The organism is Methylocaldum sp. 14B, assembly GCF_002005105.1.
GTDB lineage: Bacteria > Pseudomonadota > Gammaproteobacteria > Methylococcales > Methylococcaceae > Methylocaldum.
In genome coordinates this window covers 113474-129810 of record NZ_MSCV01000003.1, presented here as the reverse complement: position 1 = coordinate 129810, position 16337 = coordinate 113474, and the positions used below count along the sequence as shown (strand labels likewise).

General features: G+C 54.9%; 18 protein-coding genes and 1 tRNA gene. 13 read left to right on the top strand and 6 right to left on the bottom strand.

Features of this window, described 5'->3' with window-relative positions:
- Nucleotides 1-4: 4 nt before the first annotated feature.
- The 3 genes from B2A78_RS03070 to B2A78_RS03060 form a co-directional block, all read right to left on the bottom strand.
- Nucleotides 5-847 (bottom strand): DUF58 domain-containing protein, encoded by an 843-nt coding sequence (locus B2A78_RS03070; protein ID WP_077728439.1) that lies wholly within the window; start codon nt 845-847, stop codon nt 5-7.
- Entirely contained in the window at nt 844-1872 is a 1029-nt protein-coding gene (locus tag B2A78_RS03065; RefSeq protein WP_077728438.1) for a MoxR family ATPase, read from the bottom strand. Before B2A78_RS03065 ends, B2A78_RS03070 begins: the two co-directional genes overlap by 4 nt.
- A 170-nt stretch (nt 1873-2042) precedes the next feature.
- Entirely contained in the window at nt 2043-2384 is a 342-nt protein-coding gene (locus B2A78_RS03060) for a hypothetical protein (protein WP_077728437.1), read from the bottom strand.
- 413 nt (nt 2385-2797) lie between these two features.
- Between B2A78_RS03060 and B2A78_RS03050 the strand changes: the two genes are divergently transcribed.
- Nucleotides 2798-3631 (top strand): dihydrofolate reductase family protein, encoded by an 834-nt coding sequence (locus B2A78_RS03050; protein WP_077728435.1) that lies wholly within the window; start codon nt 2798-2800, stop codon nt 3629-3631.
- Between the two features lie 26 nt (nt 3632-3657).
- Nucleotides 3658-4389 carry a pteridine reductase gene (locus B2A78_RS03045; protein ID WP_077728434.1) on the top strand — a complete coding sequence of 244 codons (732 nt, stop codon included), beginning with the start codon at nt 3658-3660 and terminating at the stop codon, nt 4387-4389.
- On the opposite strand, the gene folK is transcribed toward B2A78_RS03045, so the two are convergent.
- Nucleotides 4382-4879, bottom strand: coding sequence for a 2-amino-4-hydroxy-6-hydroxymethyldihydropteridine diphosphokinase (gene folK / locus B2A78_RS03040; RefSeq protein ID WP_077728433.1), 498 nt, complete (start codon nt 4877-4879; stop codon nt 4382-4384). The two genes, B2A78_RS03045 and folK, sit on opposite strands and share 8 nt — an antisense overlap.
- Entirely contained in the window at nt 4872-5237 is a 366-nt protein-coding gene (gene folB, locus B2A78_RS03035) for a dihydroneopterin aldolase (RefSeq protein ID WP_077728432.1), read from the bottom strand. The genes folK and folB overlap by 8 nt, the downstream gene beginning before the upstream one ends.
- A gap of 83 nt (nt 5238-5320) precedes the next feature.
- On the opposite strand from folB, the gene plsY reads away from it, so the two are divergent.
- A complete protein-coding gene (plsY, locus tag B2A78_RS03030) occupies nt 5321-5911 on the top strand; it encodes a glycerol-3-phosphate 1-O-acyltransferase PlsY (protein WP_077728431.1) in 591 nt (196 codons plus the stop codon).
- A gap of 22 nt (nt 5912-5933) precedes the next feature.
- On the opposite strand, the gene tsaD is transcribed toward plsY, so the two are convergent.
- Nucleotides 5934-6971, bottom strand: a complete 1038-nt coding sequence (tsaD, locus tag B2A78_RS03025) for a tRNA (adenosine(37)-N6)-threonylcarbamoyltransferase complex transferase subunit TsaD (protein WP_077728430.1) — start codon at nt 6969-6971, stop codon at nt 5934-5936.
- 114 nt (nt 6972-7085) lie between these two features.
- Here tsaD and rpsU point away from each other — a divergent pair, with 114 nt between their 5' ends.
- From rpsU to B2A78_RS02975, 10 genes are all read left to right on the top strand, one after another.
- Nucleotides 7086-7319 (top strand): 30S ribosomal protein S21, encoded by a 234-nt coding sequence (gene rpsU / locus B2A78_RS03020; protein WP_026609693.1) that lies wholly within the window; start codon nt 7086-7088, stop codon nt 7317-7319.
- 12 nt (nt 7320-7331) lie between these two features.
- Nucleotides 7332-7781, top strand: coding sequence for a GatB/YqeY domain-containing protein (locus B2A78_RS03015; RefSeq protein WP_077728429.1), 450 nt, complete (start codon nt 7332-7334; stop codon nt 7779-7781).
- A 63-nt stretch (nt 7782-7844) separates the two neighbouring features.
- Nucleotides 7845-9572, top strand: coding sequence for a DNA primase (gene dnaG, locus B2A78_RS03010; RefSeq protein WP_077728428.1), 1728 nt, complete (start codon nt 7845-7847; stop codon nt 9570-9572).
- An 84-nt stretch (nt 9573-9656) separates the two neighbouring features.
- On the top strand, nt 9657-11450 hold the full coding sequence (gene rpoD / locus B2A78_RS03005) for an RNA polymerase sigma factor RpoD (RefSeq protein WP_077728427.1): 1794 nt from the start codon (nt 9657-9659) through the stop codon (nt 11448-11450).
- Nucleotides 11451-11462: 12 nt separating this feature from the next.
- Nucleotides 11463-11539: transfer RNA gene (locus B2A78_RS03000), tRNA-Ile, on the top strand.
- Between the two features lie 428 nt (nt 11540-11967).
- Nucleotides 11968-12471 carry a sigma-70 family RNA polymerase sigma factor gene (locus B2A78_RS02995; protein WP_077728426.1) on the top strand — a complete coding sequence of 168 codons (504 nt, stop codon included), beginning with the start codon at nt 11968-11970 and terminating at the stop codon, nt 12469-12471.
- Between the two features lie 234 nt (nt 12472-12705).
- On the top strand, nt 12706-13710 hold the full coding sequence (locus tag B2A78_RS02990; protein WP_077728425.1) for a FecR family protein: 1005 nt from the start codon (nt 12706-12708) through the stop codon (nt 13708-13710).
- A gap of 366 nt (nt 13711-14076) precedes the next feature.
- Nucleotides 14077-14322 (top strand): MbtH family NRPS accessory protein, encoded by a 246-nt coding sequence (locus tag B2A78_RS02985; protein WP_077728541.1) that lies wholly within the window; start codon nt 14077-14079, stop codon nt 14320-14322.
- Between the two features lie 54 nt (nt 14323-14376).
- Nucleotides 14377-15363, top strand: a complete 987-nt coding sequence (locus B2A78_RS02980; protein WP_077728424.1) for a 4'-phosphopantetheinyl transferase superfamily protein — start codon at nt 14377-14379, stop codon at nt 15361-15363.
- The gene (locus tag B2A78_RS02975) at nt 15351-16331 is read left to right on the top strand and encodes a cupin-like domain-containing protein (RefSeq protein ID WP_077728423.1); all 981 of its coding nucleotides are present in this window, start codon (nt 15351-15353) and stop codon (nt 16329-16331) included. Before B2A78_RS02980 ends, B2A78_RS02975 begins: the two co-directional genes overlap by 13 nt.
- Nucleotides 16332-16337: the final 6 nt, after the last annotated feature.

The window sequence follows — 16337 nt, the reverse complement described above, 5'->3', positions numbered from 1 at the left end:
TCGTTCAGGTTCGATAAAAATAACGGGTCAGCTCGTCCGGGTCGAAACGGTCGATCAGGAAGAACGGCTCTCGACCATGAAGCGCGCAAATCTGCCCCAGTTCCTCGCGGCGCTTCTCGAACGACGCACTGATCTTCTCTCGTAGCGCGGGTCGCATGAGCAATCGCCGCCGGGCACCGGTCTCTGGGTCTTCGAAATTAACGAGACCCCACGAAGGTAGCCGATCGAATTCGGCGCTGTTCCATAAAACCACCGGCACCACATCATGGCGGACCAGGGCCTTGAGCAGTGTATCGAGGCGATCCAGGGTTAAATGAAAATCCGAAACGAGAAATACTAAGGCTTTCCGTTTCCCGAGATACGGTACGACCTCGTTCAGCCCGTCGGAGGATCTGCCCCGAGGGCGGAGGTTCTTGAGGTTCTCCAACAGTTCCGGCGCGGCGCCTTTATGCCAGCGCAGCGGCAGGAGCATGTCCTGGAGTATCGTGCTGTCGCAGCCGATAAAGCCGAAGAAGTCGCCGGTGCGGTAGGCGGTATAGGCCACCGAAGCGGTGAATTCGGCCAACAGTTCGGTCTTCGATCTCGTGCCCCGGAAACCCATCGATGCCGAAAGGTCGGCGACTACATAAACGGGAATCGCGCTCCTTTGGCGAAAAGTTCGCACCATGAGCTGCTCGAAAGGATCGTGCAGTGTGGCGCGTATATCCAGATTTCGCGGGTCCGGATTGGATGTTAATAGCGTATGACCGGCGAATTCGTAGCCGCCGCCCTGCCGTGCGCTACGGTGGTGGCCGGGATGGACACCCGGTGAGCGCCAATTAACGTGATAATGAAACTCGGGGATCAAGGCGCCGCGACGCGTTGCAGAATACCGCTCATGAGTTCACCGACCAGATCGCTTCGGCGAAGTTCATAAACCGGATTGAAGAAGACCCGGTGAGCGGTGGTGTCTACGAAGACCTGCCGAATGTCCTCGGGGATCAGGCTGGTCCGATCATTCAGCCAAGCCGAGACCCGGGCCGCCCGCATCATCATGCTCATTCCCCTGGGGCTGGCGCCGGCCAGGACCAATTGCCGCATGTCCACGCCGTCCATTTTGATGCCGTAATCCTGAGGTCGCCGAGTCGCCTGCCAGAGATCGAGCGCGTATTGTTGCAATGCGTCGCTGGCCTTGATCTCGACTTGAATGACACGGGCGATATCCGCAATGTCGCGGTAGGGCAGAACGCCTGGCTGTACGTCCTCTATCAGCCGATCGGTGTCGTGAAACCGGGGGTCAAACATCAAGGCACGCTGCATAGCCGGGTCCTGTGGCGTTTCGATGTGCAGTTCCATCAGGAAACGATCGCGTGCCGCCGAGGGAATTTCGAAGGTTTCTTCCTTCTCGACCCGATTGCGATCGGCGAAAACCAGGAGGTGCGGGAAAAAATACTCTCGGTTGAAGGCCGTTATGCTGCGTTCGGCCATGACCCGCAACAGTAATGAATGCACTTGAGGGCGGGCCCGGTTCACCTCGTTGAAGAAGAAAACGGAAAGCTGCTCGCCGTTCTTGAGGATGGGGCCCGGATCGACCTGCGGCCTGCCTACCTCGTTGATATAGGTATGGTAAATGAGATCGTTGGGCATCAGGTCGATTGTGCCCTCGATTCGTTCGTAAGCGCCGCCCAGTCCCCTAGCGACTGCTCTAAGTAAAGTCGTTTTACCCACTCCGACGTCGCCTTCCAGCATGACGTGGCCGCGGGAGAAAATCGCTAGCGTGATTTGGCGGATGGCGTGATCGAGGCCGATTACGGCGTTTCCGATTTCTTGCTGGAAGCTCAGGGCGCGCTGCCGCCAATCTGAGAGCAAGGTATCTTTATCGTATCGAGACATAGCGCAGAAACGGGTCAACGGAGTAGGGAGAGGTGCAGCAGCTGACCCAATAGGTTACAGCATCGGAAGGCGCAAAGGAAAAACCCCGCATTGCGGGGTTTTTGTCAGGGTTGGTTGCCGGTCGATCGCTTGCTAGAAATGCATGGCGTAATCGTACGAACCGACGTTCCTTAAGCGGTACCGGTCTCGGTCTGCTTTCCCGAATCGATGAGCGGATCGAAGCGCTGAATTTGGCTGTATCCGAAAGAGATCAGTTGCACGCCGATATCGACGACGAGTCTGTAAAGTTCCGGCATGCGCGAAACGAGATAACCGATGTAGCCCAAGGCCGAGATACCGAGTCCGGCGGCGAGAACGGTCGGCAGGCCAATGCCGTGGAAAATTCGAACAATCTGGGTCAGTATGTCCAGCGGCAACAGCAGCATGACGCCGAAGTAGACGAGCGTCATAAAGGTAAACAACACGAATACGACGAACTTGAACGTCTTCGCCAATATAAGATCTATTTTCATGCGTATTTTTTCCTTCCCAAGCTAAAGCTAAAAACCTCTTCTTCGGGCCGGACCGATGGGAGTTGTGATTGCCGCCCAAGCCTCCGCGGTAGATCGGGAGCCCCTTCAAAAAACAAAAGCCGCGAAATACCGGCTTGAATTAATATGACTGTGATAATTTTCGCGGCATTTTAGCATATCAATCCTCCTCGGCCAGCTTTAATCGGGGCGAAGGATCTTGACTCAAAGCGGACGGATACCGCAGCAATCCAGTATTGCCGAGTGCGACGGGCCGGTCGGCTTTATCCGAAGGATAGCGATACTTTCGATCGTCATGAAATTCGACATGTGGAAATTCCGGACGTTTTGTATCGAGCATGCGAAAATTGCTTCCGTTTCAGTGCGAGGCATCTATACACGGCACCTTTCTTTAAATGACCAAGAAAGTTTTTCGTCTGTTTCCCCCACCCTTTGAAGAAGTCGTTCTAGAAGGACTTTATCTACAACTGAATCTGCACCGGCAGGGCACGCCCGACTCGCCGTTCGTCTATGCCAATTTCCTTACCAGCCTGGACGGGCGGATCGCGCTGGAGGATTCGAGCGGTCAGACTTACCTTCCGAAAAGCCTGACCACGCCGGATGATTTTCGGTTGTTTCTGGAGCTGGAGTGCCAGGCGGATTGCCTAATCACTCACGGCGGGTATCTCCGTTCACTGGCGCAGAAGCGCTTGGGAAACATTCTGCAAGTCGGTTTGACGGATACGACTCGCGATCTCGCGAAGTGGCGCGAGGAGCAGGGGCTGAGCCCTCAGCCGGCGATCATTATCGCGAGCGCCAGTCTGGATTTTCCGATGCCGGCATCCATCAAAGAACATCGTCAAGCCTGTTATATCGCTACGGGAGAACAGGCGGACCCCGCAAAGCTGGACTATTGGCGCAAGCAAGGTTACGAGGTGATTCTGGCGGGAAAGGGCAGAATGGTGGAGGGCGACGTGCTAACGCGCAGGCTGGGCGAGCTAGGTTACCGAACCATTTACCTTATCGCCGGACCCCATATGTTGGATACGATGGTGCGGAACGGACGTCTGGCGCGCCTGTTTCAAACCATCACCCATCAGTTGATGGGTGGGGAGGCGTTCCGTACTTTGCTGCCGGGACCGGAATTGGGGCCGTTTGGACACTTGAAGCTGGTGTCCTTGTATTACGATCCGACCTCGCCGTTGGGGGCGGGGCAGTGGTTCGCGCAATTCGAAAGCAATCACTCGTAGAGGCTGTGGGAGTCAAGGGGAATTGTATGGTGAAATCGGCGCTCGTCACTGGCGCGGCTCGCCGCATCGGCGCTGAAATCGTGCGTCGGCTGCATGCGGCCGGATACAACATCGTGCTGCATTATCACCGATCGGCGACCGATGCCGAGGCTTTAGCCAACGAGCTCAATGCCGTGCGAGCGAACTCGGTTCGTTTGTTGCAGGGCGATCTGCTTGAAACGGGAAGACTGACCGAACTCGTTCGGCAGGCGGCGGCGTTTTGGGGTGGTTTTGACGTGTTGGTGAATAACGCTTCCGGTTTCTATCCTACGCCGTTTGGAGCGATCACTGAGGTTCAATGGAACGACCTCTTGGGCAGCAACCTCAAGGCGCCGTTTTTCCTGGCTCAGTCGGCCGTTCCCTATCTACGCGACCGTAAGGGTTGCATCATCAACATCGGCGACATTTACGCCGATCATCCTATCGAGAAATATTCGGTCTACAGTCTCGCCAAGGCCGGATTGGCGACGATGACCCGCGCTCTTGCCAAAGAGTTGGCGCCGGAAATTCGAGTCAATGGCGTCGCGCCGGGCGCCATTCTATGGCCCGAGCACGACGCCGATCCCGCGAAGAAAGCTGAAATCTTGGCGCGTATTCCTATGAAACGCGCCGGGGAGGCTTCGGATATCGCGAAAGCGGTATTGTTTCTGGTCGATGATGCGCCGTACGTGACCGGGCAGATGCTGGTCGTGGATGGCGGGAGGAGTTTATTCAGCTGATATCCGAAACCGAGCCCACCCGCCACTGGTTGACGCTAGTCTTGTCGAATTTGGCCCACAGCTCGGCGTAGGTCTCGCCGATCACCGGATGCTTTCGATTCGGCGCGATCTCCGCGAGCGGCTCCAATACGAAGGCGTAACGGGTGATGTCCTCGCGCGGCAATGTAAGCTTTCCTTCTTGGAGCACCTCGTCGCCGTAAAGAATCAAATCGATATCGAGGGTACGCGAGGAGAACTTTTTGCAATCTCGTGTACGCCCATGATTGTTTTCGATCTCGCTCAGGATCTTTGCGATCTCGGATACCGGGAGTTCGGTGGAAAAGGCCGCTACCAAGTTGTAAAAGCGAGCGCCTTCGAAGCCTACCGCTTCGCTTTCGTAAACGCCGGAGACAGTCAACGAGCCGACACGCTCTTCCAGCTCTCTCAAAGCGGAAGGAATGTGCTTTTCTCTTTCGATATTGCTGCCGATGCTCAGGAAAACATCAGGCATATTTTCGTTTATCTCCTCTTTCGATAATGATTCCGACATCGCTGGCTTTACGGATCGCGCCCTTCTTGTTTAGCGTCAACCTAAGCCACGGCACATCAAATTCATCGATAACGATTTGAGCGACCTTCTCGGCTAGAGTTTCCACGAGAAAGAAGTCGCTTTCTTCCACGAAAGAAATGATGCGTTTGGACACCGCTTTGTAGTCGAGCGTGTGTTCGATATTGTCCGATGCCGCCGCCTCGCGGATGTCGGTACCCATTTCCAAATCGATCAGGATGGTTTGCTTGATCTTTCTCTCCCAATCGTAGATGCCGATCACCGTCTCGATCTCAAGGCCGCGTAGAAATATAATGTCCATCGTCAATCCGACCGGTTTTCGCTATTTCGCGAATTGGTAACATAAAAATTACAAAACTGGCAACCAGGATACATAATAAGCGCATGGCGGTGTGGTTTTTAGTTCCTTTGGCCTATTTCCTAGGCTCGCTATCCAGTGCGGTAATCGTAAGCCGATTGTTTCGCCTTCCCGATCCCCGAGAACAGGGCTCGAAAAACCCCGGTGCGACCAATGTGCTGCGGTTGGGTGGTAAAAAAGCAGCCGCGATTACCTTGTTAGGAGATGCCGCCAAGGGGTTGGTTCCGATCTTGTTGGCCAAGGCTTTTGACGCTGACCTGCTTGTGATCGCTTTGGTGGGGTTGGCGGCATTTTTTGGCCATCTTTACCCGGTATTTTTCCAGTTTAAGGGCGGCAAAGGCGTTGCCACAGCCTTGGGGGTACTCTTGGGATTTTCATGGATGGTAGGCTTGGCTGCTCTATTGACGTGGATTGCGATTGCTTTCGTCTCGCGTATCTCGTCGCTTGCGGCTTTGGCTGCGTCCGTTCTGGCACCCGTCTACGTTTGGCTTTTGACCGGTTCCGAGGCGTTGATTGGCGCCTCGGTCGTGATGGTCTTGTTTCTGATTTGGCGGCATCGGGGAAATATCGAGCGTTTGCGTCATGGACAGGAAGCGCGGATCGGGCGTAAAGCCTGACGGTTTCAGAATTGCCGCTTGTTTAGGCTGTTGACTCTTGCGATAGGGCGAGCGGTGCTAACTTGCTTAAGGGCCACCGCGGAAGAGCGTTGATCTCGGGGGGCTCCGTTTGGCCGGCGAGCAGTCTCTGGCAGCCGGCAAATGCGATCATGGCGCCGTTATCGCCGCAAAATTCGAGTCGCGGAAAATAAACCCGGCAGTTTTCTTCGCTAGCCATGTGCTGAAGTTTGTCGCGCATAGATCGGTTGGCGCTGACCCCGCCCGCGACCACTAAGCGGGTGAGCCCGCTTTCCTTGAGCGCCCGCCGGCATTTGATCGTCAGTGTATCGACCACCGCATCCTGGAATGCCTTGGCAATGTCCGCTTTATCCTGTCGAGTTTTGGCGGTGGATGCGAATGTTTGTAACGTATGCGTTTTAAGGCCGCTGAAGCTGAAATCGAGACCTGGCCGATCGGTCATGGGGCGAGGGAATTCAAACCGATGCTCGTCGCCTTCCTCGGCCAATTCTGCGATCGCGGGACCTCCTGGATAGCCCAGATCAAGCATCTTGGCGGTTTTGTCGAAGGCTTCCCCGGCGGCATCATCCACCGATTCTCCCAAAATGTGATACAGGCCGATGCCTTCTACCTCGACGAGCTGGGTGTGGCCACCGGAAACGAGGAGCGCGATAAACGGAAAATCGGGTGGGTCGGACTCCATTAAGGGCGCGAGCAAATGGCCTTCCATGTGATGTACCCCTATCGATGGAATTTCCCATGCCCATGCTAGGCTGCGGGCGACGGAAGCGCCTACCAGGAGCGCGCCGATCAATCCCGGGCCGGCTGTATAAGCGATTCCGTCGATTTGCCGTTTGGAAATGCGGGCGTCTGCGATTACTTGCCGAATCAGCGGAACCAGTTTTTTGATGTGATCACGGGAGGCCAGTTCGGGTACTACGCCTCCATACTCCGCATGAGTTTTTACCTGACTATACAGGCGATGGGCCAAAAGTCCCTTGGTGGCGTGATAGATCGCCACGCCCGTTTCATCGCAGGATGTTTCAATGCCGAGTACGTACATACAAATTGACTTTTACCTTGCGCTCTGTAGTGAGTATAATTAGCACTTTTAAGTTGGCGGGGTAATCCTGCCTCGGGAATTTCGTCATTTTAGTCATCAATCTTGGGAAGCTACATGCCGTCGATTAAGCTTAGAGAAAACGAGCCCTTTGAAATTGCTATCCGTCGTTTTAAACGTGCCTGCGAGAAGGCCGGTATTCTTTCCGAAGTGCGCCGCCGCGAATTCTACGAGAAACCGACCGAGGAACGTAAGCGCAAAGCGGCTGCAGCAGTGAAGCGGCATCTGAAAAAGCTTTCCCGCGAACGGTTTGCTCTGCAGAATTTGCGCAAAGGGCGTCCGCAAACCTGATAGCCCCTTTCGATGAGCGTATTGAAAGAACGTCTCCAGGCGGATATGAAAGCCGCCATGAAAGCCGGAGAAAAAGATCGGCTGGGCGTCATTCGGCTGATAATGGCCGCCATCAAGCAGCGCGAGGTGGACGAGCGGATTCAGTTGGATGATGCGCAAGTCCTTGCCGTTCTGGACAAGATGGTCAAGCAGCGGCGTGAATCCATCACGCAATTTCAATCGGCAGGGCGGGATGATTTGGTTGCTGCGGAACAGGCGGAGCTTGGCGTTATTCAGGAATACTTGCCGCAAGCGTTGAGCGAAGAGGAAGTGGAGTCTCTGATCAAGGAGGCTTTGGCGGAATCGGGTGCTTCCGGAGTCGGCGATATGGGCAAAGTTATGGCCGTGCTGAAGCCAAAAATGCAGGGGCGAGCCGATATGTCGATGGTTAGCTTGCGGGTCAAAAGCCTGTTAAGCGGCTAGGACACGGTAGTCTTGATGTTTTTTAGGAACGGCGTAGCGTGAACTGAGCTGCCGGTATAAACGATGGCCGGCAAGATTCCCCGTCAATTCATTCAAGAACTGATCGCTCGTATCGATCTGGTCGATCTGGTTGATGCGCGCGTGCCGCTTAAGCAAGCCGGCAGCAACTTTACTGCTCGTTGTCCTTTTCATAGTGAAAAAACACCCAGCTTTACCGTAAGTCGCGATAAGCAGTTTTACCATTGCTTTGGTTGCGGCGCACACGGTAATGCCATTGATTTTCTGATGGGCTATGACCATCTGAGTTTTGTCGAAGCGGTGGAAAGTCTCGCTGCGTCGGCGGGGTTGAAAATTCCGGTAGACGCCCAGAGTGCGACGGTAGATCCGCAGTCTAAGATGGCGAAGGCCATTTACGAACTGCAGGATGCTGTTTCCCGATTCTATGCACACCAGTTTAAAGTCCATCCCGAAACGTCGCGAGCTATCACATATTTGAAACGCAGAGGGGTCAGCGGCGAACTCGCTCAGCGATATCGCTTGGGTTATGCTCCTCCGGGGTGGCAAAATCTACCGTCGGAGTTTTCGCGGGAGCTGCTGGAGGCGGCGGGTCTTATGATCATGAAAGACGATAAGGCTTATGACAGATTCAGGGATCGTATTATCTTTCCCATTCGGGATCGCCGAGGCAGGGTGGTGGGCTTTGGCGGACGGGTGATGGGCGACGAAACGCCGAAATATCTCAATTCGCCCGAGACTATCGTTTTCAAAAAGCACAAGGAAGTATATGGACTATACGAGCTGTTAAAGCAGTCTCCGAGGCCGGAGCGCATCGTCGTGGTCGAGGGCTATATGGATGTGATCGCCTTGGCTCAAAACGGCATTTCCAATTCGGTTGCAACGCTTGGAACTGCTACGTCCGCTGATCATGTCGAGCTGCTTTTCCGTTATACGGATGAACTGGTTTTTTGTTTCGACGGAGATTCTGCGGGACAGAAGGCTGCCTGGAAAGCGCTCGAAGCAAGCCTTTCGTTCTTACGGGACGGACGGCAAATCCGATTTCTGGTTTTGCCGGAGGGGCAAGATCCTGATTCCTTGGTCCGATCGGAGGGTGCGGATGCTTTCCTAAACCGTCTCGATACCGCGTTACCTTTCTCTGACTATTTCTTCAGGTGTTTGGTGCGTCGGCTTGATTTAGGCACCTTAGAGGGACGCGCCGCTTTGATTAACAAAGCCAAACCATTGATTGGTAAGTTACCTGCTGGTGTTTTTCGTGAGATGATCGACAAACGTCTGGAGGAACTTGCGGGGCATGGGGTAGTCGAACCATCCGATAAATCGGCTAAGCTTGTAGGGCCGTCGGAATCAAGGGTTGCATCCGTAAGAGGTCGAGTGCAGCCCTCTGCATCACGTATCCTTTTGGCGCTTCTGGTCCAGAATCCAGAACTTGCGGCCATGGTTGGGGCTGACCTGCGTAGTAAGCTGCGTACGGTTAATAAGAATGGATACTTAATCGAAAAGGTGCTCCGGATTCTGGATGAAAATCCGGGTTCGACTAGCGGCGGCATCCTGGAGCATTTTCGCGGTGCGCCGGAGGAAAATTTTATCGCCAACCTCATAGAGTGGGATACTTTGTTGCCCAAGGAAGGTATACGAGCTGAGTTCTCAGATGCTTTAATGCGTTTCAGTCATCAGCTCAAGCGGGAGCGTTTGGATGAGCTCATCAAGAAATCGAAAAAAATGCAGCTCAGTTCCGAAGAGCGGGAGGAAATGCGAGTGCTCATGAGTCAATGAGGCCGGTAACTTAAGTTTCCTGTTTTCTCAAACTTTTAATATACTGTATTGTTTTGCGGGCATACAGCAGTCGCGGGTCAGTTGATGAATCTGGAACAACAGCAATCTCAGCTTAAAGAGCTTATCGCCAAAGGTAAAATGCAAGGTTACCTCACTTTTTCCGAGGTGAATGACCACTTACCCAGCGATATCGTCGATCCGGAGCAGATGGAAGACATCATCTGCATGATCAATGATATGGGAATTGAGGTGCACGAGGATGTGCCGGATGCAGATTTGATTCCCGAACCTGCCGTTGTTACCGAGGAAGATGAGGACGAAGCGGCGGAAGTCGCTGCGGCACTTGCTTCCTCCGTTGATGCCGAATTGGGCAGGACCACAGATCCCGTACGTATGTACATGCGTGAGATGGGAACGGTCGAGCTGCTGACCCGCGAAGGTGAGCTGAGCATCGCCAAGCGCATCGAGGAAGGACTGAACCAAGCGGCGAATGAGTTGGTTCGTTTTCCAGCTGCGATGGATCATTTTATCAGGGCCTTCGATGCTGTCGAAAAAGGAGAGGCTCGGTTGTCGGACTTGATTTCCGACTTTTTCGATCCGGCAGCCCAGTCGGAAGAGGTCTTGCTGGATGAAGAGGCCGACACCGAAATTCTCGATGAAACCGAGAGTGGGCCTGACCCGGAACTCGTTAGAGAGAAGCTCGAGCTTTTCAACAAGCAGCACAAAGCTGCTGTCAATGCACATCACAAGCACGGTTATCACCATGAACGTACGCAGAAAGCGTTCGACTCTCTTGCGGAAAGTTTCATGGAGTTCAAGAAAACGCCCCAGTTTTTCAAGGAGTTGACCGATCTGTTGCACAGTGCGGTCGAGAAGATTCGGGAGCAGGAGCGGATTATTCAGGATATCTGCGTCGTCAAAGCAAAAATGCCGCGCGCAGAATTCATCGCCTCTTTCGCTGGTAACGAAAGCAATCCCGATTGGTTTCAGAAACTGTTGGGGGCGCGCTATGGTGAGATATTGGCTTCTTATGCCGACGAGGTGAGGCGTGCGCAAAGCAAACTGGCGCAGATAGAAAAAGATAATCAACTGTCGATCGCCGATATTAAAGAAATCAATCGGCGCGTCTCTGTTGGCGAGAGCCAGGCACGTCTCGCCAAAAAGGAGATGATCGAAGCCAATTTGCGTTTGGTCATTTCCATTGCCAAAAAATATACCAATCGGGGATTGCAGTTCCTCGATTTGATCCAGGAAGGAAACATCGGCCTAATGAAGGCGGTCGATAAATTCGAATATCGACGCGGTTACAAGTTTTCCACCTATGCGACGTGGTGGATTCGCCAGGCAATTACGCGTTCGATTGCCGATCAGGCGCGCACCATCCGAATTCCGGTGCACATGATCGAGACGATCAATAAACTGAACCGTATCTCGCGTCAGATGTTGCAGGAAATGGGACGGGAAGCGACGCCGGAAGAACTGGCGGTCCGCATGGATATGCCCGAAGATAAGGTTCGCAAGGTTCTAAAGATCGCCAAGGAACCCATTTCCATGGAAACCCCCATCGGCGATGATGAGGACTCGCATTTGGGTGATTTCATCGAAGATTCTCGGGTGATGTCTCCGATCGAGCATGCGACCGTCGCAAGCTTGCGCGAAACGACTCAGCAAGTGTTGGCCGGATTGACGGCTAGAGAAGCGAAAGTCTTGCGGATGCGTTTCGGAATTGATATGAATACCGACCACACCTTGGAAGAAGTGGGCAAGCAGTTCGACGTGACCCGCGAGCGTATTCGTCAGATCGAAGCCAAGGCATTGCGCAAACTCCGTCATCCTTCGCGTTCCGAGCAACTACGCAGTTTCCTTGACATGGATTAACGACCAGTTCTCGGGCCCTTAGCTCAGTTGGTTAGAGCAGGGGACTCATAATCCCTTGGTCCAAGGTTCAAGTCCTTGAGGGCCCACCAAGTAAAACAAAGGCTTGCAGCGATGCAGGCCTTTTTCATTTTGAGCGAATGCCCAATTTCTGCTCAAGACTGGACTTTCGCTCCCGCCTGATTCTAACGACCATTCTCTTTGGTTGTTCCTTATCCGATAAACGTTTAACCGAGGCTAATCCCTCACTGCTATCCCAAAGATGCTCGGAGGCGGCTGCAAGGCACCGTAAAGCTTGAGAAGCGAAGCGCCGGGCATGGTAGAGCTGTGTGATATGCCGCATATAGTGAGTCATAAGCCCTAGTTTGCGAGGCTACATCTAGATTCCCACTCGAATCAGGCGCGGAAATGCGCTCGGCACAGACCTTGCTCGGATAGTTCAGCCACGATCTTCCTCTCGAGGCTTGAAAACTGTACTTGCTCCTCGATGGCGCCAAGACCCGTTAAGGAACAACAATAAATGAAATCGTCCGTTGCGCTTATTCAGTCGACTTACTTGGAAACTCGAAAACCCTTGCTGCAATTGCTCAAGCGCCGTCTCGGTTGCAGCGATACTGCGGAGGATGTAGTCCAGGAGGCCTATTTGCGGGTTATTCAGCAAAACTCCGTCGACGAAATAGTTAATCTGCCTGCTTACCTGTTTCGTATCGCCAGCAATTTGGTGGTCGATTACGGGCGGCAGGCCGTGGCGTCGGCGCAGGCTCATCACGAGCCGCTGGAAGAGGACCTGATCTGTCCGAAACCGCTTCCCGACAAGATCACGGAAGCAGGCCAAGAGTTGGACCTCCTTGGCCAATCGATCGCTGAACTGCCTCCGCAATGCCGCCGTATCTTTCTGCTGCACAAGGTCCAGCACCTCAGTCATGCCGAAATAGCCGAGCGATTGAATATCTCCCCTCGTACTGTGGAAAAACAGGTCGGTAAAGCGTTGAAGATTCTGCGCGATAGAATGCGGACTAGATAGCGCCGACGTTCTACTACGAAAGAATAGGGTGCGGCAAATCCCGCTCTGACGTGTCTATCCTTGATGGTGCCCAGTAAGACCAACTTGCGTTCAAACTGGCAAAGTACTTTTCAGCGTTATTTTCCCAACGAACTCGTTATCATTTGACAAGGAGGAGTTGACCGGCTGTAATCGAAAAAGCTGGCAAGTGCCACGCCAGTTCGTCGCGCAGACAACAAGATAAAAAGAGCGGTTATGCATCCAAACCCCGTGGAGACGACGATCTCCGACGAGGCGATCGAGTGGTTCTCGAAACTCCACTCCGGCCGGGTTACGCCCGAGGATCGCAATCGTTTCGAGGACTGGCGAAAGCGTAGCTCCCTGCATGCCAAGGCTTATGCGGATATCGAAATGTTTTGGGCGCTGCTGGACGAGCCGGCCCGACGGGTCTTCGAACGAGAAGAGACTTTGGCGTCGGAACAGACGGATGCGACCCCTCTCATCCGTAAAGCTGGGCAAAGGGTCGCTAGGCGACCGGCGCGCCGTGCCTTCGTGGGCTTATCTCTGGCTGCTGCGCTTGTCATGTACCTTTGGTTGCCGGGAGCTTTTCGCTTTTGGACCAGTGATTATCATACGGAGTGGGGCGAACGGCAGGAGATTACGCTGGAGGACGGCTCCCGAGTTTCCCTCAATACCCACTCAGCCTTATCGGTCGAGTTCTCCCCGGAACGACGCGTGATCAAACTCCTGGAAGGCGAAGCTTATTTCCAGGTGAGACACGATCCAGACCGTCCCTTCATCGTCCTTACCGCTCATGGCGTGGCCAAAGTCACGGGCACCGCGTTCAACGTATACGAGCGGGATGACCGTATGACCGTCACCGTGTCCGAGGGGCGGGTGCGCGTCTACACCGAGGGGGCCGAGGATCGGGCGATAGAACTGAGCGCCGGATTGCAGGCGACCGGCAGCATCGACGGCATAGGCCCTGTTCTCCGCGTGGATGCCCGGCAGGCGTCGGCCTGGCGCGAGGGACTCTTGGTGTTCAACATGCAGCCGCTCGCCGCCGTGGTCGACGAGATAAACCGTTATTTCCCCGGCAAGATCATCATCGCCGATCCGCGCATCCGCGAGCGGGTCGTCAGTGGCGCCTTCGACCTGACCCGGCCCCGCGATATTCTTACCGCCATCGAGAAAACCTTAGGACTAAGCTCGGTAAATCTTTCCGGCGCTCTGACCTTGCTTTACCAGCCCACCCTCTGAGCTCTCAGCCGCCGCATCCGGCCGAGGGCTGGCGCACCTTCCCTCGCCGCCTGAATTCCTTTCTCACGCCTATCCCAAAGCCGTAGTCGTAGGTCGGCAATCCTTTGCCGACAAATGCACTTGCCGAACTGGGGTGTCGGGAAAGGATTCCCGACCTACTGAAGGCACTACACCAAACCTGACAACGCTCCAGCAGCACAGCGCATCCATTCCTCGGACACACCTCGCTTCAAATCGCCCTCAAAAACTTTCGTCCCGGAGTACGGGGTCGGTTTTGTCTTTTCGTCAATACGGATATCCGGGGCAAAAAACTCGGCGACGAAAACCGATCCTGGTTGCTTGAACTCGAATCTGGAGGACGAAAACATGGCTTGGGATGAAGACGATACGACGATTTACCACGTGGTCGTCAACCATGAGGAGCAGTATTCGATTTGGCCGGAATACAAGGAAGTGCCTATAGGATGGCGAACGGTCGGCAAGAGCGGTCCGAAGCAGGAGTGTCTGGACTATATCAGGGATGTGTGGACGGACATGCGGCCTTTGAGTTTACGCAGACACATGGAGGAGGCGTCCCTTCAGGAAGCCGCGTCGGCGGGGAAGGAGGCTTGATGCGCGTGGGAATTCTCCGGTTCGGAGGATGCTCTTTCTGAGAAGGCGATACGGATGTCTCGGCCAGTGATTTCTACGCCTAATTTCCCTCGGCTGTCGCCGGCCGAAGTGCATGTCTGGTGTGTGCCGCTGATTTCTGATCTCGGCAATGCCGCAGACCACAGCGCCGTCGCTTACGAATCCTATTCCTGGTACTTCGCAGATTTGTCTAATGACGAACGGGAAAGAGCCGGCCGCTTCGCGTTCGAGCGAGACCGGGCTCAATACGCCGCGGCCAGAGGAATTCTCCGCCGGCTGCTCGCCGGATATCTGAACATCGACCCTTCTGAAATCCGTTTCGCCTATGGCGCTTTTGGCAAACCGGAATTGCGAAGTCCCTCCGTGGACTCCGTCCCGACGGGCCGCTGCGCGTCCCATTTCGCTCCCGGCGAAATGGTGGCGGGCCGCCCGGTCGAGCGGCTCCGGTTCAATCTTTCCCATGCCGGGGGCTGGGCGGCATACGCCATTTCCTGCGATAGCGAGGTCGGCATCGATATCGAGCCCGTGAGAAACGATGTCCCCTGGCAAGAACTGGCGCCTTTGGTCTTTTCGCCGAACGAGCAGGCCGAATTCAGCGAAATTTCCTTGTCCGAAAAGACGGCGGCATTTCTTCGGGGCTGGACCAGGAAGGAGGCCTATGTCAAAGGCCGTGGCGACGGCTTGTCGTTTTCTCTCGATGCCTTCGACATACCCTTGGGACCGCTCGAAACCCGATCCGCCGTCGAGATTCAAGACGCGCTGGGGCAGCCGTCCGGCTGGTGGCTTTACCCTCTCGACCTGATTCACGGTTTCGTTTCGGCTCTCGCGGTAGAGGGAGAGCCGGTCCGAATCACTGTTCGCCACTGGGTGGAAAGCACGACAACGACCAAGCCGGCGACCGCCGTTCCTTCCCGTGAATCCGACTCGAGAGCGATTTCTAGTACGACCGGAAGCATGCTGGGAAATGCTGGTTTGAAGGGTACGGAACTACGCAGGCATTCGGAGGGAGCATGGCGAATTTGATGCTCCGGAAGCCGGCGATCGAAACGGCGGCAGACGCGCAACCGGGGAATCCGGCTGCAGGTAAGGTATACCCTCCAATCGAGCGCAGAGCAAAACTCTCATCCGCCGATTTTTTCTCCGGGTACGTGGCCAAAGGCATTCCGGTAGTCGTGAGCGGGGCGCTCAACCATTGCCCGGCACTCGCTCGCTGGACATTCGACCATCTGCGCCGAGTCTCCGGCCAACGCTTCGTCAAGCTCAAGCAAGGGCTGGCCGATGAAGGCGTCGCCGGTTTGAGGACGGTCGACGCCAGGTTGAGCGAGTATCTGGATCAATTGGAGGCCTACCAATCCCGACTTGAATCGGACGAAATGGCAGCCAAGGATCGGCCGCCCTATTTTCACGACGTGCCTCTACTCAGCGTCTTACCCGATGCGGCAAACGACCTCCGCGGCTTTCCGTCCGACTATTTTCCGGGCTGGTACCGCCCTTATTGGTTGCAGTTCGCCCAGTTTTTCCTGGGGCCGAAACACAGTCTGACGCCGCTTCATTTCGATTGCCTGCTCACCCATAACCTGTTCTTCCAGGTGGCGGGGCGGAAGCGTTTCATCCTGCTGGATCACGACCAGCTCTCCTACTGTTACCGCTATCGGTGGCGCTGGTGCGAAGTGGACGCCGAAAACCCGAATTTCGTGCGCCATCCGCTTTTTCGGGAGGCGCAGGCTCGTGAGTGCACCGTGGAACCGGGAGACATGCTTTACATGCCCCCGGGAATGCTTCACCACGTCCGCAGTCTCGACTGCGCCATCTCCTTCAACGTGGACTGGCATACCCGCGACAGCTCCGTTCAGGGAATTTTGGCATTGGGACGAGGGATGCCGCTCAAGAACGTGTACTACAACACGGTGATCGCCCTCGGGCTATGCGCCGGCGTTTCCGCCAAGCGGGTACTCCCCTGGTACCGCTCATATCTGAATTACGTTTCATAAAGGAGG

Coding starts and splice junctions, on each gene's coding strand:
- B2A78_RS03065 (WP_077728438.1), bottom strand. CDS start 1,872: ATGTCTCGATACGATAAAGATACCTTGCTCTCAGATTGGCGGCAGCGC.
- B2A78_RS03060 (WP_077728437.1), bottom strand. CDS start 2,384: ATGAAAATAGATCTTATATTGGCGAAGACGTTCAAGTTCGTCGTATTC.
- B2A78_RS03050 (WP_077728435.1), top strand. CDS start 2,798: ATGACCAAGAAAGTTTTTCGTCTGTTTCCCCCACCCTTTGAAGAAGTC.
- B2A78_RS03045 (WP_077728434.1), top strand. CDS start 3,658: ATGGTGAAATCGGCGCTCGTCACTGGCGCGGCTCGCCGCATCGGCGCT.
- folK (WP_077728433.1), bottom strand. CDS start 4,879: ATGCCTGATGTTTTCCTGAGCATCGGCAGCAATATCGAAAGAGAAAAG.
- folB (WP_077728432.1), bottom strand. CDS start 5,237: ATGGACATTATATTTCTACGCGGCCTTGAGATCGAGACGGTGATCGGC.
- plsY (WP_077728431.1), top strand. CDS start 5,321: ATGGCGGTGTGGTTTTTAGTTCCTTTGGCCTATTTCCTAGGCTCGCTA.
- tsaD (WP_077728430.1), bottom strand. CDS start 6,971: ATGTACGTACTCGGCATTGAAACATCCTGCGATGAAACGGGCGTGGCG.
- rpsU (WP_026609693.1), top strand. CDS start 7,086: ATGCCGTCGATTAAGCTTAGAGAAAACGAGCCCTTTGAAATTGCTATC.
- B2A78_RS03015 (WP_077728429.1), top strand. CDS start 7,332: ATGAGCGTATTGAAAGAACGTCTCCAGGCGGATATGAAAGCCGCCATG.
- dnaG (WP_077728428.1), top strand. CDS start 7,845: ATGGCCGGCAAGATTCCCCGTCAATTCATTCAAGAACTGATCGCTCGT.
- rpoD (WP_077728427.1), top strand. CDS start 9,657: ATGAATCTGGAACAACAGCAATCTCAGCTTAAAGAGCTTATCGCCAAA.
- B2A78_RS02995 (WP_077728426.1), top strand. CDS start 11,968: ATGAAATCGTCCGTTGCGCTTATTCAGTCGACTTACTTGGAAACTCGA.
- B2A78_RS02990 (WP_077728425.1), top strand. CDS start 12,706: ATGCATCCAAACCCCGTGGAGACGACGATCTCCGACGAGGCGATCGAG.
- B2A78_RS02985 (WP_077728541.1), top strand. CDS start 14,077: ATGGCTTGGGATGAAGACGATACGACGATTTACCACGTGGTCGTCAAC.
- B2A78_RS02980 (WP_077728424.1), top strand. CDS start 14,377: ATGTCTCGGCCAGTGATTTCTACGCCTAATTTCCCTCGGCTGTCGCCG.
- B2A78_RS02975 (WP_077728423.1), top strand. CDS start 15,351: ATGGCGAATTTGATGCTCCGGAAGCCGGCGATCGAAACGGCGGCAGAC.